Annotated in this window: 22 protein-coding genes; 7 read left to right on the top strand and 15 right to left on the bottom strand. The window is 63.3% G+C overall.

The features are described 5' to 3' along the window. Nucleotides 1-89: 89 nt before the first annotated feature. From AB7M33_RS12310 to AB7M33_RS12300, 3 genes are all read right to left on the bottom strand, one after another. Nucleotides 90-2,483 carry a TonB-dependent siderophore receptor gene (locus tag AB7M33_RS12310; RefSeq protein WP_454242902.1) on the bottom strand — a complete coding sequence of 798 codons (2,394 nt, stop codon included), beginning with the start codon at nt 2,481-2,483 and terminating at the stop codon, nt 90-92. 164 nt (nt 2,484-2,647) lie between these two features. Further along, entirely contained in the window at nt 2,648-3,115 is a 468-nt protein-coding gene (locus AB7M33_RS12305) for a hypothetical protein (RefSeq protein ID WP_454242901.1), read from the bottom strand. 107 nt (nt 3,116-3,222) lie between these two features. Continuing rightward, nucleotides 3,223-4,764, bottom strand: coding sequence for an MFS transporter (locus tag AB7M33_RS12300; RefSeq protein ID WP_454242900.1), 1,542 nt, complete (start codon nt 4,762-4,764; stop codon nt 3,223-3,225). A 288-nt stretch (nt 4,765-5,052) separates the two neighbouring features. Here AB7M33_RS12300 and AB7M33_RS12295 point away from each other — a divergent pair, with 288 nt between their 5' ends. Next, nucleotides 5,053-5,913: a LysR family transcriptional regulator gene (locus AB7M33_RS12295; protein ID WP_265969640.1), complete on the top strand. Its 861-nt coding sequence runs from the start codon at nt 5,053-5,055 to the stop codon at nt 5,911-5,913. A 207-nt stretch (nt 5,914-6,120) separates the two neighbouring features. Here the strand turns inward: AB7M33_RS12295 and gabP are convergent, their stop codons facing one another. The 3 genes from gabP to AB7M33_RS12280 form a co-directional block, all read right to left on the bottom strand. After that, complete coding sequence (gene gabP / locus AB7M33_RS12290) at nt 6,121-7,521, bottom strand: GABA permease (RefSeq protein WP_454242899.1); 1,401 nt, start codon at nt 7,519-7,521, stop codon at nt 6,121-6,123. A gap of 493 nt (nt 7,522-8,014) precedes the next feature. Next, nucleotides 8,015-9,370: a glucarate dehydratase gene (gudD, locus tag AB7M33_RS12285; RefSeq protein WP_454242898.1), complete on the bottom strand. Its 1,356-nt coding sequence runs from the start codon at nt 9,368-9,370 to the stop codon at nt 8,015-8,017. Between the two features lie 18 nt (nt 9,371-9,388). Further along, nucleotides 9,389-10,741: an MFS transporter gene (locus AB7M33_RS12280; protein ID WP_454242897.1), complete on the bottom strand. Its 1,353-nt coding sequence runs from the start codon at nt 10,739-10,741 to the stop codon at nt 9,389-9,391. 255 nt (nt 10,742-10,996) lie between these two features. Here AB7M33_RS12280 and AB7M33_RS12275 point away from each other — a divergent pair, with 255 nt between their 5' ends. After that, nucleotides 10,997-11,698 carry a FadR/GntR family transcriptional regulator gene (locus AB7M33_RS12275; RefSeq protein WP_027595071.1) on the top strand — a complete coding sequence of 234 codons (702 nt, stop codon included), beginning with the start codon at nt 10,997-10,999 and terminating at the stop codon, nt 11,696-11,698. A gap of 14 nt (nt 11,699-11,712) precedes the next feature. Here the strand turns inward: AB7M33_RS12275 and AB7M33_RS12270 are convergent, their stop codons facing one another. From AB7M33_RS12270 to AB7M33_RS12250, 5 genes are all read right to left on the bottom strand, one after another. After that, the gene (locus tag AB7M33_RS12270; RefSeq protein WP_238216621.1) at nt 11,713-12,723 is read right to left on the bottom strand and encodes a zinc-dependent alcohol dehydrogenase family protein; all 1,011 of its coding nucleotides are present in this window, start codon (nt 12,721-12,723) and stop codon (nt 11,713-11,715) included. Nucleotides 12,724-12,835: 112 nt separating this feature from the next. Beyond that, nucleotides 12,836-13,426: an HAD family hydrolase gene (locus AB7M33_RS12265; protein ID WP_027595073.1), complete on the bottom strand. Its 591-nt coding sequence runs from the start codon at nt 13,424-13,426 to the stop codon at nt 12,836-12,838. Beyond that, a complete protein-coding gene (tesB, locus tag AB7M33_RS12260) occupies nt 13,423-14,292 on the bottom strand; it encodes an acyl-CoA thioesterase II (protein WP_027595074.1) in 870 nt (289 codons plus the stop codon). Before tesB ends, AB7M33_RS12265 begins: the two co-directional genes overlap by 4 nt. Nucleotides 14,293-14,387: 95 nt before the next feature. After that, nucleotides 14,388-14,957 (bottom strand): GNAT family N-acetyltransferase, encoded by a 570-nt coding sequence (locus AB7M33_RS12255; RefSeq protein ID WP_085272361.1) that lies wholly within the window; start codon nt 14,955-14,957, stop codon nt 14,388-14,390. After that, on the bottom strand, nt 14,954-15,139 hold the full coding sequence (locus AB7M33_RS12250) for a hypothetical protein (RefSeq protein ID WP_454242896.1): 186 nt from the start codon (nt 15,137-15,139) through the stop codon (nt 14,954-14,956). Before AB7M33_RS12250 ends, AB7M33_RS12255 begins: the two co-directional genes overlap by 4 nt. On the opposite strand from AB7M33_RS12250, the gene pmrG reads away from it, so the two are divergent. The 3 genes from pmrG (at nt 15,138) to AB7M33_RS12235 (ending at nt 18,209) form a co-directional block, all read left to right on the top strand. Further along, nucleotides 15,138-15,824 (top strand): lipopolysaccharide core heptose(II)-phosphate phosphatase PmrG, encoded by a 687-nt coding sequence (gene pmrG / locus AB7M33_RS12245; protein ID WP_027595077.1) that lies wholly within the window; start codon nt 15,138-15,140, stop codon nt 15,822-15,824. The two genes, AB7M33_RS12250 and pmrG, sit on opposite strands and share 2 nt — an antisense overlap. A 77-nt stretch (nt 15,825-15,901) precedes the next feature. Then, a complete protein-coding gene (locus tag AB7M33_RS12240) occupies nt 15,902-16,816 on the top strand; it encodes a histone deacetylase family protein (RefSeq protein ID WP_099455374.1) in 915 nt (304 codons plus the stop codon). Between the two features lie 148 nt (nt 16,817-16,964). Beyond that, nucleotides 16,965-18,209, top strand: coding sequence for a TIGR03862 family flavoprotein (locus tag AB7M33_RS12235; protein ID WP_454242895.1), 1,245 nt, complete (start codon nt 16,965-16,967; stop codon nt 18,207-18,209). 120 nt (nt 18,210-18,329) lie between these two features. On the opposite strand, the gene AB7M33_RS12230 is transcribed toward AB7M33_RS12235, so the two are convergent. The 4 genes from AB7M33_RS12230 to AB7M33_RS12215 all read right to left on the bottom strand — a co-directional run bounded on the left by AB7M33_RS12230 (nt 18,330) and on the right by AB7M33_RS12215 (nt 22,419). Beyond that, entirely contained in the window at nt 18,330-19,661 is a 1,332-nt protein-coding gene (locus AB7M33_RS12230; RefSeq protein ID WP_085272358.1) for a DEAD/DEAH box helicase, read from the bottom strand. A 55-nt stretch (nt 19,662-19,716) separates the two neighbouring features. Beyond that, a complete protein-coding gene (gene yedA / locus AB7M33_RS12225; RefSeq protein WP_085272357.1) occupies nt 19,717-20,637 on the bottom strand; it encodes a drug/metabolite exporter YedA in 921 nt (306 codons plus the stop codon). Nucleotides 20,638-21,104: 467 nt separating this feature from the next. Then, nucleotides 21,105-21,584, bottom strand: a complete 480-nt coding sequence (locus AB7M33_RS12220; protein ID WP_027595082.1) for a LabA-like NYN domain-containing protein — start codon at nt 21,582-21,584, stop codon at nt 21,105-21,107. Nucleotides 21,585-21,654: 70 nt separating this feature from the next. Then, complete coding sequence (locus AB7M33_RS12215) at nt 21,655-22,419, bottom strand: DUF2076 domain-containing protein (protein ID WP_265969546.1); 765 nt, start codon at nt 22,417-22,419, stop codon at nt 21,655-21,657. A 166-nt stretch (nt 22,420-22,585) separates the two neighbouring features. On the opposite strand from AB7M33_RS12215, the gene AB7M33_RS12210 reads away from it, so the two are divergent. Then, nucleotides 22,586-23,242 carry a YciC family protein gene (locus AB7M33_RS12210; protein ID WP_027595084.1) on the top strand — a complete coding sequence of 219 codons (657 nt, stop codon included), beginning with the start codon at nt 22,586-22,588 and terminating at the stop codon, nt 23,240-23,242. Nucleotides 23,243-23,349: 107 nt separating this feature from the next. After that, complete coding sequence (locus AB7M33_RS12205) at nt 23,350-23,880, top strand: hypothetical protein (RefSeq protein WP_454242894.1); 531 nt, start codon at nt 23,350-23,352, stop codon at nt 23,878-23,880. The last annotated feature ends 640 nt before the right edge of the window (nt 23,881-24,520 follow it).

Below are 24,520 nucleotides of genomic sequence, written 5' to 3'. Positions count from 1 at the left end.
GCCGCAAAGCGGCCCCAATACAGGCGATGGATAACTTAAGTGAACAGCATTACGCCATACGGCGGGCACTTCACAATCCAGAAATCGCCTTACCAGCTGTAACTCAACTTAGCCGTAACCTCCCGCCCCGGGTTGTAATAGTTCGCAGTCCCCGACCCCACCACATGCTGCTCATCAAACAGATTGCTCACATTCAGTGCAAGGTCGGTCCCCTTGGCAATCTTGTAATTCAAAGCCGCATCAAACAGCGTGGTCCCATCGCTTTTCTTGGTATTGGCCGCATCCATGTAATACCCGCCCACATACCGCGCCCCCAGCCCAACGCTCACGTCAGTATCAGGAATGCTGTAGTAGCTCCAAAGCGAAGCAGAATGCTTCGGCGCCGTGGTGAACTCTTTACCCTTCAGCGACGAGCCGTCATACAACGACCCACGCAGCACTTCAGACTCCATATACGAGTAAGCCCCGATCACGCTGATGTCTTGCGTCACCTGCGCCTTGGCTTCCAGGTCCAGGCCGCGCACGCGAGACTCACCCACCGTCTGCTGCTCGATAATGCCGCTCGGCAACACCACGGCAATGGTGACGTTCTCCTGCGTCAGGTCATAAATGGCTGCAGAGAACAACGCATCCATCCCCATGGGCGAATACTTCACGCCCACTTCGTACTGCCGGCCCGTTTGCGGGGTAACGCCAACCTGTGGCGGCGAAACGGATTCCACCATGCTCACATAGGTCGACACTTCATCGTTGACGATATAGGTCAACGCACCGCGGTAAGAGGTTTCGGAGAAGCTGTCGTTTTCACTCGAGGCGCCGCCGATGTACTCCTTGCTGGACAGGTCCATGGAGTCGTTACGCACACCTGCGGTAGCAATGACGCGGTCGTAGAACGACAAGTTCTGCTGCAGGAAAACAGCCTTGGTCGTGGCGTCGTTCTTTTTGCGAGTATACGGCGAGATATCGCCCGGCACGCCGGTGAAGATTGGGTTGGCGATATCGATGGAAGGTGCCAGGCCGTAGACGGAGCTTTGCTTGGTGGTGGAGTCGAGGTACTCCACACCCACCAGGGTGCTGCTGTCGATGTGCTCGAACTGGGCATCGTATTGCAGCATCAGGTTGCCGTTGAGTTGGTCGGCATCGCTGTCGGTACCAAACACGTAGCGTGGGATCGTGGTGCCAACACGCGTAGGGCTGTCGCTCAGGTAGGCGTAGCCGAAGTCATCGCTCAGCTCGCTGTAACGCAGGTTGCTGCGCAGCACGAAGCCGTTGTCGAAGTCGTGGGTGATGTTGCCGCTGAGGCTGGTGCGCTCGACGTTGTGGAAGTTGTAGCTGGGCTCACCGTAAAAATCGCTGCGGTCGTATTCCTTGTCCAGCGGGTAGCCACCGCTGTTGGGCGAGCTGTCGGTTTTCAGGTAGTCCAGGATCACGGTGGCCGAGGTGTAGTCGGTCGGCGCCCAGGTCAGGCCACCCATCACGAAGCGGTTGTCGTCTTGCGAGTGGTCGTACTCGCGGTCGCTGTTCTGCATCTTGGCGGTGAAGCGGCCGGCGACGGTTTTTTCGTCGTTCAGCGCATCGCCAACATCGATGCCGGTCTCGGCATGGTCGTAGGAGCCGTAAGTGACGTAGCCCTGGCCGAACTGCTCGAAGCGGGGCTGTTTGGTCACGAAGTTGACCGAACCACCGGGGTCGGCCGGGCCGAACAGGGTGGAGTTGGCACCGCGCAGAATCTCGATGCGCTCGTAGGCGTAGGGGTCTTCGCGCACACCGCGCATCGAGCTTAAGGTCAGGCCGTCGCGGTAGGTGGTGGCCTGGAAGCCGCGGATCTGGAAGTAGTCGTTGCGGTCGTCCGAGCCGTAGAAGTCGCTGATGACGCCTGGGGTGTAGAGCAGGGCCTCTTCGGTGGTGCTGACGCTGCGCTGCTCCATTTCCTTGCGGGTAACCACCGACACCGACGCGGGCGTGTTGAGGATGCTGGTCGCGACTTTGCCACCCACCCACAGCTCTTTGGCGACCACCGAATCGGCGTCGTCGTCAGCATTGGCTTTGACCTTGGCATTGATGATGACGGGCGCCAGGCGATAGTCCTCGGTCGCGCCAAGTTCGAGCGGGCCGGCAGGCTTGGTTTGCGGAATGATCAGGTAGGCATTCGGGCCTTGCTGCTCTGGCTGCAACTCGGTCCCCTGCAACAATGACGACAGTGCTGCCGGCGTCTCGAGCGTGCCTTGGACGCCTTGGGTCGTGCGGTTGCCGATGCTCTGCGCATCGTAAGACAGGCTGATGCCCGCCTGGCGCGCAAAGCGGTCGAGCGCCGGCGCCAGCGGGCCCCCCGGGATGTTCCACTGCTGCAGTTGGTTGTTGTGATCAGTGGCCAAGGGTTGCGCAAGCGACGGCAAGGCATAGCTGCTGACAACCAACCCCAAGAAGGCGCCGTGCAGGGCACGATTGAAGGGGTGGCGCTGTGGAACCGGGGTCGAACTCATTTTCTCGCTCCGTGGAGTGCTGGCAGACTGGCCTGTATTCCGGCCTTCTCTACAGGCCGAACGAGAATGAGAAAACACCTCATTTATTTTCAGGTTTCTGCGCAACACACGTCACACGCGCGCTATTGAGCCTCCCACACCGCCGTCCAGGCTTACCGTGCGCCCTATTCCTGCGTTGACTGTGCCCCGTCGTCGCGGTCATTCAACTTCAGAATGTGCGCTTTGATGGAAGTACCCGCCAAGCTGACGAACGTCATATAAAAGTCCTTACCCAGATGCAGCAATGGCGAGCCTTTCAAGGATTCGGCGGCAGCCTTTATTGCAAATACCCCGAACTGTTCCGAGATGATTTCGACGCTGCGCGCACGCTTGGAGGGCTCGTCATAGGGCTTCTGATACCAAGTGGCGATTTGGTAGTCGACATCTTCTCGTTCAAACACCGCATAGACATGGCTGACCAGGGCTATGCTGGTTTCGCGAATCAAGCCAGGGTCGACATTGTGTTGTTCAAGCAGCGCTTCGATGGGCTGGTTCATGACAAACAGCAGGTCTGCATTCGTATAACCGGGCATCGGAGGGAACACGCCGGGAGGCAGTTCGAGGGTTGGGGCAGTTACGTCGTCATTGTGCATGTGAAGCTCCTTCTTCAGCCTGAATTGGCGCGCAGTCAATGACATTTGCCAATTGAATTAGTTGCGCGTCAAGAAGAAACAATCGCATTGCGCCCGCGGCCTCATCACTAGCCTTCGGTTAAACGTGCATCCTGCAGGGCCGGCAGGGGTCGGCTCAGTAACACGCCGACCAGCACCGCGAACAGCAGCGCCGCCACGCCTGCCACGTGCAACACGGCTTCAAACCCTCCGATGAAGGCCTGGCGGGCCAAAGGCGCCACTGCCTCACGCAGGCCAGGGTCCAGCACGGCTAAAGCCGCCTGCAGGTCGCCCGCGGCAACGCGCGTGGCCATCGTGGCAACCTCGCCCAAATGCGCGGGGGCCACGGCAGCCATGGCCTCGTGCAGCAATTGGCCGCTGCGGGCCGCCAGCACGCCGCCGAGCACACCGATGGCCAACACGATCGCGCCGAAGCGCGTGGTGGTGCTCAGCCCCGAGGCCATGCCGGTACGCTCACGGGGCACGCAGGCCATGATGTTTTTCTGCGTGTCGCCATTGAGCAGCCCTGCCCCCGCGCCCAGCACCACGCTGGCCAGGGCAAAAGCGCTGTAGCCGCCGTAGCCAGCGGCCCAGGCACACAGCAAGTTGCCCGCGCCCACCAGCAGCAGGCCAAGGGCGAACACCTGGGCCGGGCTCAGGTAAGTGGCCAGGCGCATGCCCAGGCGGGGTGTCAGCAGCATGGCCACGGCGAACGGCAGCATCCCCGCCCCTGCCGCCAGGGCCGACAGTTGCAGGCCGTTTTGCAGGTAGAGCGGCAGCAGGGTCATCATCACCTGGGCACAGGCCGCGTAGCCAAACATACCCAACAGGGCACCCACGAAACGCCCGCTGCGCATCAGCCGCAGGTCGATCATCGGCCGTGTCTGGCTGCGTTCGACCATGATGAACAGGCCGAACAGGAATGCGCTAATCAGCAGCCGCGCCAGGGTCTGGGCGCTGCCCCAACCGACTTGGTTGGCGTCGATCATTGCCCAGATCAGGTAGCCCAGGCTGCCTGCGAAGGTCAGGCCACCCCAAGGGTCGAGGCGTGCTGCAGCGCTGTCGCGGGACGGCTCGACGCTGCGCAGTACCATCACGGCCAGCACCGCCACCAATGGCAGGTTGATGTAGAAGATCCAGCGCCAGCCCAGCGTGCTGGCGATCACCCCGCCGAGCAGCGGCGCGAAGGTGATGGTGGCGCCCATGCAGGCGCCCCAGAAGGCCCAGGCGCGCAGGCGTTCCTGGGGTTCGTGGAAGCGGTGGCCTATGGCGGCGAGTGCTGAGGTCAGCAGCATGGCGGCGCCGATGCCCTTGGCCGCTCTGGCCAGGTTGAGGAACATTAAGCTGGGGGCTGCGCCGCAGGCCAGCGAGGCGATGCCGAACACCGCAAGGCCGATCAGCAGCAGGCGACGTCGGCCAAAGCGGTCGGCCAGGCTGCCGGCTGGCAGCAGGCAGGCGGCGAAGGCCAGCAGGTAGGCGCTGACCACCCATTCGATATCGGCGAACGCGCCGGACAGGTCACGCGCGATGCTGGGCAGGCTGACGGCGACGATGTTGGTGTCGAGAATGATCAGGGCGCAGACCAGTGAGGCGGTGAGCAGGGTGAAGCGCGGGGAAGCGGGCGTGGGCATGGCAAGGCTCCGAAGGCGGGCTGGTTGTCATGGGGCCTGGTGTCATTCAGTGGCATTGCACGGACCTGTGGGAGCCGGTTTACCCGCGAACACCGGCAAAGCCGGTGCCATACACCGCGTCACCTTCTTCGCGGGTAAACCCGCTCCCACAGGGTCTATATCACGGGCACCAACGATACCTTTGCCGCCATGGCACCAGCCTTGTAGTGTTGTCTTCACCCTAACGCCATCAGCCCCACGGCTTGTTAGCCGCAGTGGCCCGCGTCATTAGCTTGCAGGTAACACCGCATGGAAATCCGCCATTTCCGCTACTTCCTCTGCGTCGCCCAGCACGGCCATTTCACCCGTGCCGCAGAACAGTTGGGCATCGCTCCGCCTACCCTCAGCCGGCAGATCCAGGACATGGAACGCGAGCTGGGCGTGCGCCTGTTCGAGCGCAGCCAACGCGAGGTGAACCTCACCGCTGCAGGCCAGGCATTGCTGATCGAAGCCGAACAGGCCGTACGCCAGTTCGATGCCGCACAACTGGGCGCGCAGCGTGCAGGGCGCGGCGAAAGCGGGCGTATCGAAATGGGCTATGTGGCCTCTGCCGCGTATTCGGGCATGCTGCAGCGGCAGGTGACCGGCTTTAGCGAAAGCCACCCAGACGTACGCCTGAACATCCGCGAGCTGCCAATGCTGGAGTTGCCTGGACAGGTGCGCGATGGCCTGCTCGACCTCGCCTACGTGCGCTCGCCGATGGAGCTGCCGGAAGAACTGGAAGCCATCGCCCTGCACCAGGAAGGTTTCGTTCTCGCCCTGCCGGCCAACTCGCGGATCAATGAGTTGCCACAGATCCCGGCATCCCGCCTGGCCAATGAGACCTTCATCCTCCCCGAGCAGATTTCCGGCACGCTCGAAGTCTCGGCACAAGGTGGTTTCGTGCCACGGCTCGGCCCGCAACCCGGCAGCCTGGTCGCAGTAATCACTTTGGTTTCGTTGGGCCAGGGCATCGCCGTGGTGCCGGAGTCGGTCGTGCAGCGCATCAGCCTGGCGCAGGTGAATTACCGACGTATCGCCGATTGCCAGGCCAGCTCATGGCTGAGCCTGATTCATCGGCGTTTCGAAAAGGCACCTGCGGTGATCAGGTACATCGAGATGATGCGCTGATCCCCCGCAGTAAACGTCTCACCCCATCGCCTGTATTGGGGCCGCTTTGCGGCCCATCGCGGCACAAGGCCGCTCCCACAATGTTCGCGCATGCCCTGTAAATAGGGCATAACGCGGTCGGTGTGGGAGCGGCCTTGTGCCGCGATGGGCCGCAGAGCGGCCCCGGCATTCTTAAGTGAACAGGGGTGAGACTTTTGGCGTGGACGATTAAGCCGATCCCCCCACCGACCGCGCCGCCACTGCCTGCGTATGCCCCCGCGATGTGACTATCCCCAGGAAGGAAATCACGATCGCCAAGCCCAGTGTCGAGCTCACTTCCACCCGGTGCTCAGGCGTATACATCATCACCGCCAGCGCCGCGGCGATGAAGATGATCACCGCCCAGGTCAGCCATGGGAACAGCCACATGCGGAACTTCAGTTCGGCGTTCTCGCGCTCCAGGCGGCGGCGCATGCGCAGCTGGGAGATGGCGATGACCATGTACACCAGCAGGGCGATGGCGCCAGAGCTGGCCAGCAGGAACTCGAACACGCCTTTGGGCGCGAAGTAGTTCAGGATGGCGATGGCCGCGCCGATCAGGGTGCTGCCAAATACCGCCGAACGCGGCACGCCGACCTTGGAGGTCTTGTTGAGGAAGGCCGGTGCGTCACCGCGCTTGGCCAGCGAATACATCATCCGCGAGGCGATGTAGATCGACGAGTTCATGCAACTGGTCACGGCCACCAGCACCACCAGGTCGACCATGAAGGCGGCGTTGGGAATGTTCATGATCTCCAGCGCACGCTGGTAAGAGCCCACCACTGCCAATTGCGGATCGTTCCACGGCACCACCGAGATGATCACGAAGATCGACAGGATGTAGAAGGTGCTGATCCGCCAGATCACCGAACGCGTGGCCTTGGCGATGTTGCGGGACGGGTCGCTGGACTCGGAGGCGGCGATGGTCACCGCCTCGGTACCGATGAAGCTGAACATCACGGTGATGAAGGCACCGATAACGGCAGACCAGCCCTTGGGCGCGAAACCGCCGTGCTCGGCGACCAACGCGCTCAAACCGCTGACTTCACGGTTTGGCAGCCAACCCATCAAGGCCGCGAAGCCCAGGCCGATGAAGCCAAGGATGGCGGTGACCTTGAGAATCGCGAACCAGAACTCGAACTCACCGTACTTGGCCACGCTGAACAGGTTGGTACCTGCCAACAGCAGCACCGAGGCCAGTGCGAAGATCCAGCTGTCCACCTGCGGGAACCAGGCGTTCAGTACATGCCCCGCCGCCAGTGCCTCGATGGGGATGACCAACACCCAGAACCACCAGTACAACCAGCCAATGGTGTAGCCAGCCCAGCGGCCAATGGCCTGGTCGGCGTAGGTGGAGAAGGACCCGGTATCAGGGTGCGCGACGGCCATTTCGCCGAGCATGCGCATGACCAGCACCACCAGGGTGCCGGCCACGAAGTAAGAAATTAGGGTGGCTGGCCCGGCCGCGGCAATCGCGTGCCCGGAGCCTACGAATAGTCCTGCACCGATGATGCCCGCGATGGACAGCATCGTTACATGACGTGGCTTGAAACCTTGTGCAAGGTTGCCATCAGATCCCACGGTGTTCATTGATCTTGTTCTCTTTTTGCTGACACAAGGAAGGACGGGGGCAGGCGTAGGCGAACATTATCTCCTAGAGAGTTCATCGGAATGACACATCACTCACGCGCTGTTGTTGGCCTTTTGCACGCATTCAGAGCAACGCACCAGCAGAATTCGAGGTCCATTTAAGCCCCGTAAGGCGTAGGAAAATTACACGAGAACGTCCCGCAGGTGTGCGATCACGACAACGCTTTTCCATTCCCGCCAGATGTCGCGATTGGCATGTCCAAACGCGCCATCGGGCCGTCTGAAGCTATCGTTTTTCATTTGGGTGTGCATCGCCCTGCAACGCTAGCTGCATCGTCAGGGCTCGGATTCTTGCACTGTAGGAGCAGCCTTGTGCTGCGAAGAGGCCGGTGAACACAGCAAAGATTCACTGTGTGTTCACCGGCCTCTTCGCAGCACAAGGCTGCTCCTACAGAGAGGGTGTGTTGGGCGCTTGGGCAGCGCTAGAAAGGGCTCAGCGCACCAGGCAAGGGCGCTTGTTGTCGAACTGCCAGCCCGGTATCAGAAACTGCATCGCCACGCTGTCATCCCGCGCCCCGAGGCCCATGTTGCGGTAGCACTCGTGCGCCTTGGCCAGCTGGTCTTCATCGATCTCCACACCCAACCCTGGGCGCGCCGGCACGCGCACATGGCCGTCGACGATACGCAGCGGCTCACGTGTCAGGCGCTGGCCGTCCTGCCAGATCCAGTGGGTGTCGATGGCGGTGATTTCACCCGGCGCGGCGGCAGCCACCTGGGTGAACATGGCCAGGGAGATGTCGAAGTGGTTGTTGGAATGCGAGCCCCAGGTCAGCCCCCAGTCATTGCACATCTGCGCCACCCGCACCGAGCCCTGCAAGGTCCAGAAGTGCGGGTCGGCCAAGGGGATGTCCACCGATTGCGACTGGATGGCATGGCCCATCTGCCGCCAGTCGGTGGCGATCATGTTGGTGGCAGTAGGCAGCCCCGTGGCCCGACGGAACTCGGCCATCACCTCGCGGCCCGAGTAGCCGTTTTCGGCACCGCAGGGGTCTTCGGCATAGGCCAGCACGTCGTGCTTGTCACGGCACAGGGCGATGGCCTCTTTAAGCGACCAGGCGCCGTTCGGGTCGAGGGTGATGCGCGCATCGGGGAAGCGTTCGGCCAGGGCGGTCACTGCCTCCATCTCTTCCTCACCGCGCAGTACGCCACCCTTGAGCTTGAAGTCACTGAAGCCATAGCGCTGCCTGGCGGCTTCGGCCAGGCGCACGACTGCGTCCGGGGTCAGGGCCTTCTCGTGGCGCAGGCGGAACCAGTCATCGTCCGCCTCCGCTTCGCTGCGATAAGCCAGGTCGGTCTGCTGGCGGTCGCCGATGTAGAACAGGTAACCGAGCATCTTTACCGCCTCGCGCTGCTGCCCTTCGCCGAGCAGTGCGGCCATGGGCACATTCAGGTGCTGGCCAAGCAGGTCGAGCAATGCAGATTCGATGGCTGTCACGGCGTGCACGGTGATGCGCAGGTCAAAAGTCTGCAGGCCGCGGCCGCCGGCATCGCGGTTGGCGAAGGCCTGGCGCATGGCGTTGAGCACGCGCTGGTAATGGCCGATAGGCTGGCCTACGACCAGGCTGCGGGCATCTTCCAAGGTCTGGCGAATGTTCTCGCCACCCGGCACCTCGCCCAGGCCGGTGTTGCCAGCGCTGTCGCGCAGCACTACCACGTTGCGGGTGAAGTACGGGCCATGCGCGCCACTGAGGTTGAGCAGCATGCTGTCGTGGCCAGCTACCGGGATCACGCGCAAATCGGTGACCACGGGGGTGGTGGTGTGAACGGCGGGAGTCGTCTGCATGTTCATGGTTTTATCTCGCAGTCATCAGTGGGTCTGGCCCAGGGCCGAAGGCGCCTTGAGCTCATCGGAAGGAGCGCCCTTTGGGCGAGTGCGTACGAAGAACACGGCGATGGCTGCCAGCACCGACGTCACCGCCAGGCCATACAAGCCGCCTTGGATCGAGCCGGTCTGCTGCTCGAGCAGGCCGAAGGTGGTGGGGGCCACGAAACCGCCGAGGTTGCCGACCGAGTTGATCAGGGCAATCACTGCCGCCGCGATGCGGGCGTCCAGGTAGCCCTGAGGGATCGGCCAGAACAGCGACGAGGCCGACTTGAAACCGATGGCGGCAAAACAGATGGCGACAAAGGCGAACACCGGCCCACCGGTGGTGGACATGAACATGCCGATGGCGGCGACCACCAGCGCGGCGGCTACCCAGGCCTGCTGGAACTTCCAGCGTGCCGAGCCGGACGCGAAGGCGTACATCGCCAGGATCGAGATCAGCCAGGGGATCGAGTTGAAGAAGCCAACCTGCAGGTCGCTTAGGTCGCCCATGCGCTTGATGATGCTCGGCAGCCAGAAGGTCGCGGCATAAATGGTCAGCTGGATGCAGAAGTAGATCAGGCAGAACAGCACGATCTGGCGGTCTTTGAGCAGGCTCCAGGCCGAGGTCTTGACGCTACCGACAGCCTCCCGCTCACGCTGCTCGCGGTCGATGGTGTGCACAAGTGCATCCTGCTCGGCCTGGCTCAGCCACTTGGCATCCTGCGGCTTGGAGTCGAGCCAGAAGAACACGAAGAAGCACAGCGTTACCGAGGCCATGCCTTCGATGAACAGCATCCACTGCCAGCCATGCAGGCCAAGGCCTTGGATGTGCATCAAGGCCCCGGCCAGCGGGCCGGAGATCAGCGACGCCAGTGCCGAACCGCTGATAAAAATCGCAATCGCCTTGCCGCGCTCGGCGCCGGGTAGCCAACGGGTGAAGTAGTAGATCACCCCAGGGAAGAACCCGGCCTCGGCGACGCCCAACAAAAACCGCAGCACATAGAACTGGGTTTCAGTCTGGACAAAGGCCATGGCCGTGGCTACCAGCCCCCAGGTGAACATGATGCGGGTCAGCCACAGCCGAGCGCCGACACGCTGTAGGAGCATGTTCGAGGGCACTTCGAACAATGCGTAGCCGATGAAGAACAGCCCGGCGCCAAACCCATAGGCAGCGGCGCTGATGCCCAGGTCGCTTTCCAGGTGCGGGCGGACGAAGCCGATGTTGACGCGGTCGAGGTAGTTGACGATGAACATGATGACGAACAGCGGCAGGACGTGGCGCTTGACCTTGGCCACGGCACTGGCCAGAGCGTCGCCATCCTTCCCGGCAGACGGAGCGAGGGTGTCGTTCACTTGCGGATCTCCCACTAGTTGTTTTTATGCGGGTTGTCTGACATGACAGTGGGGTGGAGCATATGCCTCGCGCAGTTGTACGACAAGATCGATAACGTCGACAAAAGTACAAAATACAAGCTGTAAAAATGAGTATTTGCTGTGAACGTTCAAAAACAACCGCGCACGAGGCAGCCTTCTCTATCAGAAAAATCAGCGGAAAATATTTTTATGTTTTAACTTGTCGTACAAGCTATCGATACCACGGAGCACACCATGGACTCAGCACACCCCCGCGTGCGCGGCCACAGCCGCGCCCACGACCTGGTCTCCAGCCTGACGCAGCAGATTTTGCTGGGCACCTTCAAGCCAGGCGACAAGTTGCCCTCGGAAAACACCCTGGTGCGTGAACATGGGGTCAGCCGCACCGTGGTGCGCGAAGCCTTGTCGAAGCTGCAGGCCTCAGGGCTGGTAGAGCCCCGCCACGGGATCGGTACCTTCGTGATAGAGCGCCAGCCCCAGGCGGGGCTGCGCGTTGGCGCCGAAAACGCCGCCAGCGTGCGCGACCTGCTGGAACTGCGCATCGGCCTGGAAGGCCAGGCCGCCGCCCTCGCCGCAGTGCGCCGCGACGACGGGCACGTGGCACGCATGCGCCAGGCGCTGGACGACTATCAAGACTTGGCGGCGGCTGGCGACAGCTGCATAGAGGCCGACCGGCGCTTTCACCTGCTGATCGCCGAGGCCACCGGCAACCTGTATTTCAGCGAAATGATGGCCCAGCTCGGCAGCGGCCTGATCCCCCGCAACCGCATGGCCCTGGCCGAACGCACCGGCGCCAAGCTGGCCAGGCATGCGTACCTGGCCAACCTGGAACATGAGGCGATACTCAATGCCATCCGCCGCCAGGACCCGGATGCGGCACGGGCGGCGATGTGCCTGCACCTGTCCAATAGCCGCGACAGATTACTGCCTGAGTGAGCCTGTAACGGCGATTACCAGGTCAGGCAGATCTTGCCGAAATGCCGATTGCTCTCCTGATAGCGGAACGCGTCGACGATCTGCTCCAGTTCGAAGTGCTTGTCCACCACCGGCCGCAGGCCATTGGCATCGATCGCCCGCACCATCGCCTGCTGCTGCGCACGGCTGCCGACCAGCACGCCCTGCAGGCGGATCTGCCGCACCAGGGCCTGGACCAACGGCAACTGCCCCGCTACCCCGGTGAGAATGCCGATCAACGACACATGCCCGCCGATGCGCGTGGCAATCATCGACTGCTCCAGCGTCGCCGGCCCGCCCACTTCGATCACATGGTCGACCCCGCGGTTGTGGGTCAGCTCACGCACCTTCTCACCCCAGGCCGGGGTGCTTTTGTAGTTGATCAGGTGGTCGGCGCCGAGGGCCTTGAGGCGCTCGAGTTTGGCATCGCTGGACGAGGTCGCGATCACCGTGGCACCCGCCAGCTTGGCGAACTGCAAGGCGAAGATCGACACCCCGCCCGTGCCCTGCACCAGCACGGTATCGCCGGGCTTGAGGTGGTCATCGCTCATCAAGGCACGCCAGGCCGTCAGCCCTGCGGTGGTCAGCGTGGCCGCCTCGGCGTGGCTGTAGCCCTTGGGCGCCAGGGTGAAGGCGGTGGCGCGGGCGGTGACCTGTTCACGGGCGTAGCCGTCGAGGCCATCACCGGGCACCCGGGCAAACCCTTCGACATTGGCCTGGCCGTCGAGCCAGTCCGGGAAGAAGGTACTGACGACGTTGTCGCCCACCTGGAACTCGCTGACACCCGGCCCCACTGCCGTGACTTCGCCGGCGCCGTCGGCCATGGGGATGCGCCGCTCGCTCGGCCCCCACATGCCGCTGACCACGGCGAAGTCGTGGTAGTTGAGGGAGCTGGCGTGCAGACGCACAGTGATTTCGCCGGCCTGTGGCGCAGGCGCCTCGCAGGTGCCGACCTGGACTTTGTCGTAGCCGCCGCCAGGTTGGACGTAGATGGCCTTGCTGCTCATGGCTGGGTCTCCATTCAGGGAAAAACTGCGGTTCAGCATAGCCACTGCAGGCTGCCTCCTCCCGTGTGGGAGCGGGTTTACCCGCGAAGAGGCCCGCGCGGCCAACAAAAAATCAGCCAAGCATCGCGCGCAACGCTCGGCAATCCGCCGCATGCCAATCCACCAGATGCGGCCACGGGTTATCCGGCAAGTTGACCAATACGGTACGCGCCCCGGCCGCACGCCCACAATCCAGGTCAAAGCGATAGTCACCCACCATCACCAGTTCGCTGGGCGCCACACCCCACGCCTCTGCAATCTTCAGCAGGCCATCCGGGCTAGGCTTGGGTTCGGCCTCATCACGGCCAAGCACATGCTCCACCGGGAAGCAGTCGGCCAGGCCGATGGCCTCCAGGGTGACATGCGCCAACTCCCGGGCATTGCGGGTCAGGATCGCCAGGCGGCAGCCACGCCCGGCCAGTTCGCGCACCAGCTCCACCGCCCCCGTCGCGGCCGTCGAAGCCAGCGCCAGGTCGCGCTCATGCTCCAGCAGCCAGGCGTGCTTGGCCGCCGCTTGCGCCGCCGGCAAGGCCGCCAGGTGGGTCAGGATGTCGTCTTCAGGCGGTATCTCCAGCGCTTCGCGAATCGCCGCAAAGTCATGCACCGCCACGGTCAGGGTGCCGTCCATGTCGAACACCCAGTTACGTACCTCGCCCAGGCTCATGCCCAGTCCTTGCGATGGCGAATCAGGCCTTCCTGGCTCGACGACGCCACCAGTTGCCCGGCCTGGTTGAAGATGCTGCCACGACAGAAGCCGCGGGCATTGCCGGCCCACGGGCTGTCGGTGGCGTACAGCAACCACTCGTCGGCGCGCAGGTTGCCATGGAACCACAGCGAATGATCGAGGCTGGCGATCTGCATGTCGCGCTGCCACACCGATTTGCCATGGGGCAGCAAGGCGGTGGTCAGCAGGCCGAAGTCCGAGGCGTAAGCCAGCAGGTACTTGTGCAGCGCAGGCACGTCCGGCAGGTTGCCGTCGGCACGGAACCAGGCGTACTTCACCGGGTCGCCGGGCTTGGGGTTGAACGGGTCACGCTCGGTCACCGGGCGGATCTCGATCGGCTTGGCGCACAGCACTTTGTCGCGGATGCGCTCTGGCAGGTGCTCGGCCATGGCACTGGCCAGTTCGACTTCGCTGGGCAGGTTTTCCGGGCCGACCACATCAGGCATCTGCGCCTGGTGCTCGAAGCCCTCTTCGTCGTACTGGAACGACGCGCTGCAGGTGAAGATGGTGTGGCCCTTCTGGATCGCCGTCACCCGCCGGGTGCTGAAGCTGCCGCCGTCACGCACGCGGTCCACCGAATAGACCACCGGCAAACTGGCGTCGCCAGGGCGCAGAAAGTAACCGTGCAGCGAATGCACATGGCGCGCATCTTCGACCGTCTGGCTCGCCGCCGACAATGACTGGCCCAGCACTTGCCCGCCGTACAACTGGCGGAAGCCCAGGTCCTGGCTGCGTCCACGGAACAGGTTCTCCTCGATGGACTCGAGGCTCAACAGGTCGACCAGGTCGTCCAACACATGACTCATCGGGGGTTCTCCTAGCAAGGCAACACGGCTCTACAGCGCTTTCATGAAGGCGAATGATACAGGGTTTGTCATTCGCACCGCGCATGCCCATCCATTCAGCCGCGCAGGGTCTGCTCCCAGTGTGCGCGGTCGATGCGGTACAGCACATGAGGGCGCAACGGGTGGCCGGCAGGCAGGCGCGGGTGTTCGAAACTGCCGCTCGGGTCCTGCTGCATGCCGATGGCCTGCATCACTTTCTGCGAGGGCAAGTTGCTCTCACTAGTGAACGACACCACCTCGTCCAGGCGCAATTGGGCGAAGGCACAACGCAGGCAGGTCCAGGCCGCTTCACTGGCAAACCCCAAGCCCCAGTGGCGACGCGCCAGGCGCCAGCCGATTTCTACCGCGGGCGCAAAATCGGCATCGAAGCTGACGTTCAGCAGCCCGGTCATGCCGATGAAGGCGCCGCTGTCTTTGCGCTCCAGCGCCCACAGGCCAAACCCATGCTCATTGAAATGGCCACGGATTCGACCAATCAGCGCAGCCGCCTCCAGGCGCGTCAGGGGTGCCGGAAAATACTGCATCACGTGCGGGTCGGCGCACAGCGCGGCGAACTCGCGCAGGTCGTCGTCGTGCCATTGCCGCAGCACCAGCCGTGCGCTTTCCAGGTGAAGAATCGGGGTCATCGGGCGTGCTCCGGTTTTGCTGTCTTGCAGTTTACAGCGTAGGCGCGGGCGACGGTTTCACTCAAGCGGCGGTGCCTGAATGCAATTTTCACAACGCCTTCACCGCCACCCGACAGGCCGCTCACCAGAATGTCGCCAGCCACGACCACACCCGGCGCGGCCATGCCATCGGAGTCACGCATGCTATCGAGCAATACCCTGGGCCACCCTGCCATCCACGCCCGGCGCAAGCGACGTTTGTCACGCAAGGCCCTCGGTGCCGCTCTGGGCCTGTGCATGGTCGTGGCGGCGTTGACCACCTGGCTGGCAACGAGGACGCACATCGTGGACCTTGGCAACGAGCAACAGTTGAGTGACAGCGGCCTGCTGCAGGATTGGGCCGAAGGCGCAGTGATCGTGATGATCCGCCATGCCGAACGCTGCGACAGCGCGCCCGGGCCGTGCCTGGATGACCCCACCGGCATCACCGTGGCCGGCACCCAGGCGGCCACCCGCGTCGGCCAGGGTTTGCACACGCTGGGCTTAAGCAATGCCGATGTGCTGAGCAGCCCCAAAGTACGTACTCGCCAGACCGCGCACTTCATTCTGGGCCAGGCCGTGCCGAGCGCTGCCTGGCTGGAGAGCTGCGACAACCAGTTCGCCGATGAAGCCCTGGCGCGAAAACGCCCGGGTCACAATCTGGTCTTGGTCACCCACAATGGTTGCATCGATCACTTCCAGCGCCAGCAGCGTGTAGTCGGCGGGGAACGGGAAAGCGGCTATGCCAGTGCGCTGTTCGTGTCGGTCGACGGCAACGGCAAGGCGCGGATTCTCGGGCGCTTGAACGAGCCGGATTGGCAGCGGGTACTGGCCAGCACCGGCAAATGACACGCTAATGCCACAAGCCGGTTGCGCGGCGCCCCACAACTGGCAAGATCAGCACTGGCCCCGATTGCGAACCGACCATGCCGTTGCCGCTGATCTACCACGATGACTACAGCCCGGAGTTCCCCGCCGAGCACCGCTTCCCGATGGACAAGTTTCGCTTGCTGCGCGACCACCTGGTCGACAGCGGCCTGACCCGTGACCAGGACCTGTTGCGCCCGCAAATCTGTCCCAACGACATCCTTGCCCTGGCCCACGACCGAAGCTACATAGAACGCTACATGAGCGGCGACCTGTCCCGCGAGGACCAGCGTCGCCTCGGCCTGCCCTGGAGCGAGGCCCTGGCCCGGCGCACCGTGCGCGCCGTGGGCGGTTCGCTGCTGAGCGCCGAGCTGGCCTTGCAGCATGGCATCGCCTGCCACTTGGCCGGCGGCACCCACCACGCCCATTACGACCACCCTGCAGGCTTTTGCATCTTCAACGACCTGGCCGTGATCAGCCGCTACCTGCTGGAAGCCGGGCGGGTGCACCGGGTGCTGATCTTCGACTGCGACGTGCACCAGGGCGACGGCACCGCGCGAATTCTGCACGACACCCCCGACGCAATCACCGTGTCCCTGCACTGTGAACAGAACTTCCCGGCCCGCAAGGCCCAGAGCGACTGGGACATCCCCCTGCCCCGTGGCATGGGCGACGCGGCCTACCTCAAGGTGGTGGATGACGCCCTCAACTACCTGTTGCCGCTCTACCAGCCAGACCTGGTGCTGTACGACGCCGGCGTCGATGTGCACAAGGACGATGCCCTGGGCTACCTGCAGCTGACCGATGAGGGCCTGGCGGCACGCGATGAGTTGGTGATGCGCCAGTGCCTGGGCCGCGACATCCCGGTGGTGGGCGTGATCGGTGGCGGTTACAGCAAGGACCGCGTAGCCCTGGCACGGCGCCACGGCATCCTGCACCACAGTGCGGCGCGAGTCATAGGTTGTTCACAATGACTGTGGAACCGCCTGTGGATAAGCTGCTGGAAAGCGGCTGCAGCCCTTTAGCTGCGCCACCCGCAGAGTATTGATCATTTTTTGATCAGTGCTTCCGCCTACCGGCCTGCGCTAGAATGTGCGCTCTTTTCCACAGCCTGCCGCCCCCATGCCCGATCTTCACCACTGCACCCCTCCCCTTGTCGCCGTCATCGGTGGCGGCCCGGCCGGCCTGATGGCTGCCGAAGCGCTGGCCCAGGCGGGCTTGGCGGTCGAGGTGTTCGATGCCATGCCCTCGGTTGGCCGCAAGTTCCTGCTGGCAGGTGTCGGCGGCATGAACATCACCCATTCTGAGCCCTACCCGGCCTTTGTCGCACGCTACGCCGAACGCCAAGGCGAGATTGACGGCCTGCTGCGCGGCTTCGATGCCGACGCGCTGCGCCAGTGGATTCACGGCCTGGGCATCGAAACCTTCGTCGGTACCTCGGGCCGGGTCTTCCCGCGCGACATGAAGGCCGCGCCCTTGCTGCGCGCCTGGCTCAAGCGCCTGCGCGACAGCGGTGTAGTTATCCACACCCGCCATCGCTGGCTGGGTTGGCATGACGATGGCAGCCTGCGGATCGCTTATCCACAGGGTGAACGCCAGGTACACGCGGCCGCCGTGGTGCTCGCACTGGGTGGGGGTAGCTGGGCGCGCTTGGGGTCTGACGGTGCGTGGCAGCCGCTGCTGGCTGAGCGGGCTGTGGATATCTCGCCCTTGCAGCCGAGCAACTGTGGGTTTGAAGTCGAAGGCTGGAGCACCTTGCTCAAAGACAAGTTTGCCGGCGCACCGCTGAAGAACATTGCCCTGAGCGTACCCGGCAGCCTGCCGCGCAAAGGTGAGTTCATCCTCACTGCGCAAGGTGTCGAAGGCAGCCTGGTGTATGCCTGGTCGGCGCCGGTGCGTGAGGCCATCAAGCGTGACGGCCGGGGTGTGCTGCTGCTCGACCTGCTGCCGGACAAGGCTGTGGATAACATCGCCCAGGCATTGGCCAAGCCACGCGGCTCGCGCTCCATGGCCAAGCACCTGCACAGCCAGTTGGGCATCGATGGGGTCAAGGCGGCGTTGTTACGGGAGCTGACCGATCAGGCCACGTTCGCCGATCCACAGGCGTTGGCGCGGGCCATCAAGGCGTTGCCGATCACCGTGGTGCGTACCCGGCCGCTGGATGAGGCCATCAGCAGTGCTGGCGGGGTGCGTTTCGAGGGGCTGAGCGAGGGGTTGATGGTCAAGGCATTGCCGGGGGTGTTCTGTGCCGGCGAGATGCTGGACTGGGAGGCGCCGACCGGGGGGTATTTGCTGACGGCGTGTTTTGCCAGCGGGCTGCGCGCCGGGCGGGCGGCGGCGCAATGGGTGGCGGCGGGGGCGGCCTGATAGATCGCCGGGACCGCTTTGCGGTCCTTTCGCGACGCAAGGCCGCTCCTACAAAGGCAACGCGATCTCCTGTAGGAGCGGCCTTGTGTCGCGAAAGGGCCGCAACGCGGCCCCAAAATCTCAAGGCTTACGCTTACGCGGCCCACCATTGAAGCTCGGCACCTTACGCACCGCTTTCACAGACGGCGCCGGGCTCGCCGCCTCGGCACTGTCCATCCAGCGCCCCAAACCGCGCTTCGCGCTGTTCTCTTTCGGCTTTTTAGGCTTTTTCGGTTTCTTGATCACCTGGCCACTGGCATCGGTCATCGGCACGCGGTGCTCTGGGATAAAGTCCGGCTCTTCATGCCGCGGCAAGGTCTGGCGGATCAATGTCTCGATCGACGCCAGCATCTGCACTTCGTCAGCACACACCAGCGAAATCGCCTCCCCTTTGTTGCCGGCGCGGCCAGTGCGGCCAATGCGGTGCACATAGTCTTCAGCAACGATCGGCAGGTCGAGGTTGACCACCAGCGGCAGGTCGTCGATATCCAGCCCGCGCGCGGCAACATCGGTCGCCACCAACACCTGGATCTCACGGGCCTTGAAGGTATCCAGCGCACGTTGGCGCGTGGCCTGTGGGCGATCGCCATGGATGCCGTCGGCGTTGATACCCTCGCTCAACAAGCGCTCCACCAACTGGTCGACACCGTTGCGGGTCTTGGCAAACACCAGCACCTGGCTCCAGCGCTGCTTGCGCAGCAAATGGCAGAACAGGTCGGCCTTGCGCTTTTTGTCCACAGGCACCAGCCACTGTTTGACCGTGTTGGCGGCGGCATTGCGGGGGCTCACTTCAATGCTAAGCGGGTCGTTCAGGGCCAGGCCGGCGAGGACCCGGATCTGGTCCGAGAAGGTCGCGGAAAACAGCAAGGTCTGGCGCTTGCGCGGCAGCGCGGCGTACACCGACTGCAGCTCTTCGGCAAAGCCCAGGTCGAGCATGCGGTCGGCTTCGTCGAGCACCAGGGTCTGCACCTGGTTGAACTTCACCGCGTTCTGCCGGAACAGGTCGAGCAAGCGGCCCGGGGTGGCCACCAGCAGGTCGACGCCACGGCGCAGGCGCATCATCTGTGGGTTGATGCTCACCCCGCCGTACACCGCATAGGTGCTCAGCGGCAGGTTCTCGGCATACTCGCGCACATTGTTGTGCACCTGCTCGGCCAGCTCGCGGGTCGGTACCAGCACCAGCGCGCGGATCGAGTTGCTGGCAACCTTCTCACCTTCCAGCGCCAGGCGCTGCAGCACCGGCAGGGCAAAGCCTGCGGTCTTGCCGGTGCCGGTCTGGGCCGCAGCCATCAGGTCGCGGCCGGCCAGCACGGCGGGGATGGCCTGGGCCTGGACCGGGGTCGGGGTGGTGTAGTCCAGCTGCTGCAGGGTACGCAGCAAGGGTTCGATCAGGCCGAGTTTGGCGAAATTCATGGCAATACCGTCAGGGGGTTCAGCGAAGGCGGCAAGTTTACCGCAACACCCCCGTCTACTTGCAGATTTCGCCCTTCAACGGTTGCGCAGGCGCTGGTGCCTTGCGCCACTGAGGCAGGCCGATCAGCACCACTGCGCCAATGATCACCGCCATGGCCACGCATTCTTCGGCGCCGATCTGTTCGCCGGCGAAGACGATCCCCAACAGCACCGCCACCGCCGGGTTGACGTAGGCATAGCTGGTCGCAGCCGCCGGGCGCACATGCTTGAGCAGGTACATGTAGGCACTGAACGCCAGGATCGAGCCGAAGAACACCAGGTAGGCCAGCGCGCCCCAACCGGCAGCGGTGGGCATCTGGGTCATGCGCTCGCCCGACAGCACACTGCCCAGCAGCAACACGGCACCGCCCACCAGCATTTCGGCGGCACTGGCCATCGGCCCCTGCGGCAGCGGCAAGCTTTTGCTCCATACCGAACCAAATGCCCACGACGCCGCCGCGAACAGAATCAGTGCCGCGCCAATCGGGCTTGCCTGCAAGTTGGAGCCGAGGTTGAGCAGTGCGATACCGGCCAGCCCGAGGCCGATCCCCGCCCATTCGAGCCGCGAGTTGCGGTGGCCGAACAGCAGGCCGAAGACCAGGGTGAACAGCGGCACCGTTGCTACCGCCAAGGCCGCCACGCCGGACGCCACACCGGCGTGTTCGGCCACGGTCACGCCGCCGTTACCGCAACTGAGCAACAGAAAGCCGATTGCCCCTGCGGCCCGCCATTGCGGCCAGGTCGGCGCCGGCACACCGCGCCAGCGCAGAAAGCCATACAACAAGCCCCCGGCGATCAGAAAGCGCACGCCTGCCATGAGCATCGGTGGCCACGATTCGACGCCGATGCGAATGAACAGGTAGGTGGACCCCCAGACCAGGTACAGGGCCATGAAGGCACCGATGAGCAGGAGTGGGAAGCGGCGGGAGGCAGGCATGGCTAAGTACTCGAAATCCGTTTACGGGTGACTTAGTTTAGAAAGGTCACTGCGTAAACTTAAGTTACAAAACCGGAATAAATGAGCGACACACTTGGTGGGGGGGCGTTGAGGTTGTGTGTTGGCCCGGGTGGTTGGTTTGAGATTTTTGGGGCGTTTGAGATCGAGCGCCGCCCGCGCGGCGCTTCGCAGCACAAGGCTGCTCCCACATCTGTTTCGGGCGAGTTACTCCTGGGGCATTGGCGCTCGGGCACTCGGGGCATGGCGCGATATCGAGTCGGGCAAACAAGGCGGTCGCGCGCAGATACCACAGGCCTGACTGGCCCGAAACAGATGTGGGAGCAGCCTTGTGCTGCGAAGCGCCGCGCGGGCGGCGCTCGATCTCCCAGGCGCTGAAAACCTAATGCCATGCCCCTCTTCGCCCTGACGCCATCAACACCCCTCCACCACGCGCCCCAACCCCGCGCTCAATGCCGCAACAACAACCGCCCCTCAATAGGCACATAACGGCTCGCGGCACGGATCAGTGACATCGCCGTAAGCCCAGGCACGCCATACACCACCGCTTCGGCACCATGGCGCTGGATAACCCGCTCCAGCAACAAATCGAAGTCGCCATCACCGGAGGCCAACACCACCTGGTCCACGCGGCTGGCGGCGTCGATCACATCCAGGGTAATGCCCACATCCCAGTCACCTTTGGCCGAGCCGTCGCTGCGCTGGATGTACGGTTTAAGCCGTACCTCGAACCCGAGGTTACGCAAGATCTGCTGGAACTGCTGTTGCTTGCTGTCACCGCGGTCGATGGCATAGGCCACGGCTTCGACGATCTGCCCTTCACGGCTGACCTCGGCCCACAACGCGGCGTAATTGAAATGGCAGCCATGCGCCTGGCGCACGGTGTAGTAGAGGTTCTGCACGTCGGCGAACAACGCGATCTTTTTCACGGGAACCTCATGGTCTGATGGAATCCGGGGCTGCCGTGCAGCCCCAAATGCCAGCAGTATGCCAGACCCGTCAGACGTAGGAGTCGTCGTCGGAGAAGAACCCGCCGTCACCACCGCCGTAATCGGTATCAGCGTAACCGCCCTGGTCATTGCCCCAACCGCCGTTGTCGGCCACCTGCTGCTGCCCGCCCTGGTCGTTCCAGCCGCCGCTGTCGCTGGCCGGTGTCGGCTCTTCCTTGATCACTTCCACCACTTCCTCTGGCTGCGAGTTGTGGTTGAACAGGCTGCTGATCCCTTGGGCCAGCAACACCCCGCCGGCCACGCCGGCAGCGGTCTGCATCGCACCGCCGAGGAAGCTGCTGGCGCCACCTCGCGCTGGCGCTGCGCCAAAGCCAGCTTGCTGCTGTTGCTGCGGTTGCTGCGGGCTGAAGCCCGGCGCCGACGGTTCACGCCAGCCACCCCCGCCAGCAACGGGCGCCGAGGGGCGCTGCGGTTGCACGGCCGGTGGCGTGTTACGCCCACCCGAACCAAAGATGCTCGACAGAAAACCACCGCCACCGTTGCTCGGGGTGCTGCTACCGGCGCGGCTGGCTTCTACCTGTGCGCGAGCTTGCTGGAGCTCCGCCTCCAGTTGCTTGTTCTGCTCGTCAAGGCGCTTGATCGCGGCTTCTTGCACGAGGATCGCCTGGGCCATGTAGTAAGGCGCTGCCGGCTGCTGGCGCACATGTGCCTCGATGCACGCCTGGGCCTGCGCGTCACGCGGCTGGCTCGGGTCTTCCGCTTGCTTGATGCGGCCGAACAGGCTATCGATCAGGGTTTGTTCTTCAGTGTTCATGAAGCTACCTCATGGGGAAGCGGGACAACGGACAGCGTCAAAGATGGGGCGTTCAGGCACTGGATTCAATCACCTCGGCGGTGAAACTTTTTTCAGCAAGTGACAGCTACACGCCTGCTTTGGGCTAAAGTACACCCCTGCTTTTACTGCCATGCGATGTTGACCGATGAATCCGCTGAGCGTTCTGCGCGACTCCCTGTACTTCTTCCGCCGCCACCTGCCGAACATCCTCCCGCTGTGCCTGCCGCTGGTGGTGCTCGAAGCCTTGCTCACCCAGCTGCTGTACCGGCAAATGGGCGACCAGGCGTCGCCGGCCTACGGCATGCTGGTCAGCTTGCTGTTGTACCCGCTGTACAGTGCGGCGCTGATCCTTTACCTCGACACCCGCAGCAATGGCCAGGAGATCGCCAAACGCGACCTGTTTGCCCGGGCCGTGCAACTGTGGCCGCAGCTGGCCCTGCTGATTCTCATCAGCTCCCTGCTGATCATGGCCGGCCTGGCGTTGTTCATCTTCCCGGGCGTGTGGATCATGATCAACCTGGTGTTCGCCGAGTACCTGCTGGTACTGCGGGGCCTGCCGGTGGTGCAGTCGATGCGCGAAAGTGCGCGGATGACCACCGGCAACTTCCTGCGCATCATGATTTGCGTGCTGGCGGTGCTGGCGCCGATCTGGCTGATCGACGGGCTGCTGCTGATGGCTTTCCCAGAGCCGTCCCCCGGCATGGAACTGGCCATGGACAGCCTCAGCGGCTTCTTGCAGCTGTTCAGCACCGTGGTGCTGTACCGCCTGTTCACGCTGCTGGAGGCTGATGCCGGCGCCTGATGCCAGGCCCCTCGCACAAAGCGGGCTCCGTGGAAAACCTGCAGGCTGCCAGCATTGTCGAACATCAGTGACCGTGGTGGCTCCCGACCTTCCAACACGGAGCCTCCATGTCCACTACCACGGCTAACACCCACTGGGCAGAACAGGCCGAGATTTTCCTCGGCACGTTCCAGGTACTCGACTCGGCAACCCCGCTCGAAAACGTTGCGCAAGAGACGTTAAAATCTGTCTACCTCAGCCTGTTCAAAGACGCCGACCAGAAGGTGATAAGCGGCCAAAGTGATTGGGTAATTGCTGGCCATCAGCAGCCTGCCAGCGTCTTTCGTTTTCTGCTTCACTCGAAAACGTCGAATCGCCTGCACTTCATGATCACCGGCAGTGGAGCGGACCACGACAAGACGATGGGGATCAGCCGCAACGGTTATCTGGGGCTGTACCAATACGCCAGCGTGTCCGACCCCTTCAAGCTTGAACCGCTGCATTGGAGCGACGACAGCTTGATATGCCGTTGGCGCGACCATCAAGGCCATTCGGTTAGGCTCCACCACAACCCCAAAGTGACCGCACCTAACTTTTCTTACCTGAGAGTGCTTGAAGGTAAAGAATCCATTTTCCGCCTCACGCGGGTTCGCACCTAAGCGACAGGCAGAACCTTTTCCGTCTCCATTTGCCGTCTGCAGTCCTTCGGAGGATTTCCACTTCCCTGTCGGAAAGGGCACAGCGTTCGACTGCCGACAGGTTACACCGCACCAATGCCTGGGCACTGGCATCGCTCAGGCAACACAGCGTCCCCCCAGCTTCAGCGACTCGATCTGCCTGACCCGGCCACGGCCTCGTGCAACAGAGATGCCGTGCGTATCACGGTTGGCCCTGCTACTCAAGCGGGTAGGCGTCGCGTTTACGAAGTAACGCCGCGATGGATCACCTACCAATTTTTGTAGTTTCTTGCATCTGGCCACTGCCCTAGCATTCCAGTTCCCGCCCGCTGCCAGAAGGCAATGCCATGCAATCCGCCGAGCGCTCGACTTGCCACACCGCGAAAATCGTATGGTCCGCCGAATCTTGCGGTCGTGGCTCGACCGGTAGAACGTGGCTTGCAATAGCCAATGGCCAACACTGCGATGCCCCCGACGGCTGCATCTCGATCGATGCGGACCAGATCGCAGGCAGCGCCCTTGCAGCGGGCGACACTGTGCTGGTGCCTGTAGCCGATGGCAGCTGGGGCAACCTGCTGCTGGACTCGTTGAGCGTGGGTGCGCTCCTCCTGAGCTGGGTAAT

The sequence above is a fragment of the Pseudomonas sp. Y3 TE3536 genome, from assembly GCF_053629175.1.
The sequence above is the reverse complement of the archived record's forward strand: the minus strand, read 5'-3'. Positions and strand labels throughout refer to the sequence as shown.

Excerpts from the sequence above, each read along its gene's own strand:
- AB7M33_RS12210 (WP_027595084.1), top strand. The coding sequence starts at position 22,586 with ATGAATCCGCTGAGCGTTCTGCGCGACTCCCTGTACTTCTTCCGCCGC.
- AB7M33_RS12235 (WP_454242895.1), top strand. The coding sequence starts at position 16,965 with ATGCCCGATCTTCACCACTGCACCCCTCCCCTTGTCGCCGTCATCGGT.
- AB7M33_RS12305 (WP_454242901.1), bottom strand. The coding sequence starts at position 3,115 with ATGCACAATGACGACGTAACTGCCCCAACCCTCGAACTGCCTCCCGGC.
- AB7M33_RS12230 (WP_085272358.1), bottom strand. The coding sequence starts at position 19,661 with ATGAATTTCGCCAAACTCGGCCTGATCGAACCCTTGCTGCGTACCCTG.
- AB7M33_RS12205 (WP_454242894.1), top strand. The coding sequence starts at position 23,350 with ATGTCCACTACCACGGCTAACACCCACTGGGCAGAACAGGCCGAGATT.
- yedA (WP_085272357.1), bottom strand. The coding sequence starts at position 20,637 with ATGCCTGCCTCCCGCCGCTTCCCACTCCTGCTCATCGGTGCCTTCATG.
- AB7M33_RS12255 (WP_085272361.1), bottom strand. The coding sequence starts at position 14,957 with ATGACCCCGATTCTTCACCTGGAAAGCGCACGGCTGGTGCTGCGGCAA.
- AB7M33_RS12270 (WP_238216621.1), bottom strand. The coding sequence starts at position 12,723 with ATGAGCAGCAAGGCCATCTACGTCCAACCTGGCGGCGGCTACGACAAA.
- AB7M33_RS12310 (WP_454242902.1), bottom strand. The coding sequence starts at position 2,483 with ATGAGTTCGACCCCGGTTCCACAGCGCCACCCCTTCAATCGTGCCCTG.
- AB7M33_RS12240 (WP_099455374.1), top strand. The coding sequence starts at position 15,902 with ATGCCGTTGCCGCTGATCTACCACGATGACTACAGCCCGGAGTTCCCC.
- pmrG (WP_027595077.1), top strand. The coding sequence starts at position 15,138 with ATGCTATCGAGCAATACCCTGGGCCACCCTGCCATCCACGCCCGGCGC.
- gabP (WP_454242899.1), bottom strand. The coding sequence starts at position 7,521 with ATGAACACCGTGGGATCTGATGGCAACCTTGCACAAGGTTTCAAGCCA.
- AB7M33_RS12215 (WP_265969546.1), bottom strand. The coding sequence starts at position 22,419 with ATGAACACTGAAGAACAAACCCTGATCGATAGCCTGTTCGGCCGCATC.
- AB7M33_RS12265 (WP_027595073.1), bottom strand. The coding sequence starts at position 13,426 with ATGAGCCTGGGCGAGGTACGTAACTGGGTGTTCGACATGGACGGCACC.
- tesB (WP_027595074.1), bottom strand. The coding sequence starts at position 14,292 with ATGAGTCATGTGTTGGACGACCTGGTCGACCTGTTGAGCCTCGAGTCC.
- AB7M33_RS12300 (WP_454242900.1), bottom strand. The coding sequence starts at position 4,764 with ATGCCCACGCCCGCTTCCCCGCGCTTCACCCTGCTCACCGCCTCACTG.
- AB7M33_RS12250 (WP_454242896.1), bottom strand. The coding sequence starts at position 15,139 with ATGCGTGACTCCGATGGCATGGCCGCGCCGGGTGTGGTCGTGGCTGGC.
- AB7M33_RS12275 (WP_027595071.1), top strand. The coding sequence starts at position 10,997 with ATGGACTCAGCACACCCCCGCGTGCGCGGCCACAGCCGCGCCCACGAC.
- gudD (WP_454242898.1), bottom strand. The coding sequence starts at position 9,370 with ATGAACATGCAGACGACTCCCGCCGTTCACACCACCACCCCCGTGGTC.
- AB7M33_RS12295 (WP_265969640.1), top strand. The coding sequence starts at position 5,053 with ATGGAAATCCGCCATTTCCGCTACTTCCTCTGCGTCGCCCAGCACGGC.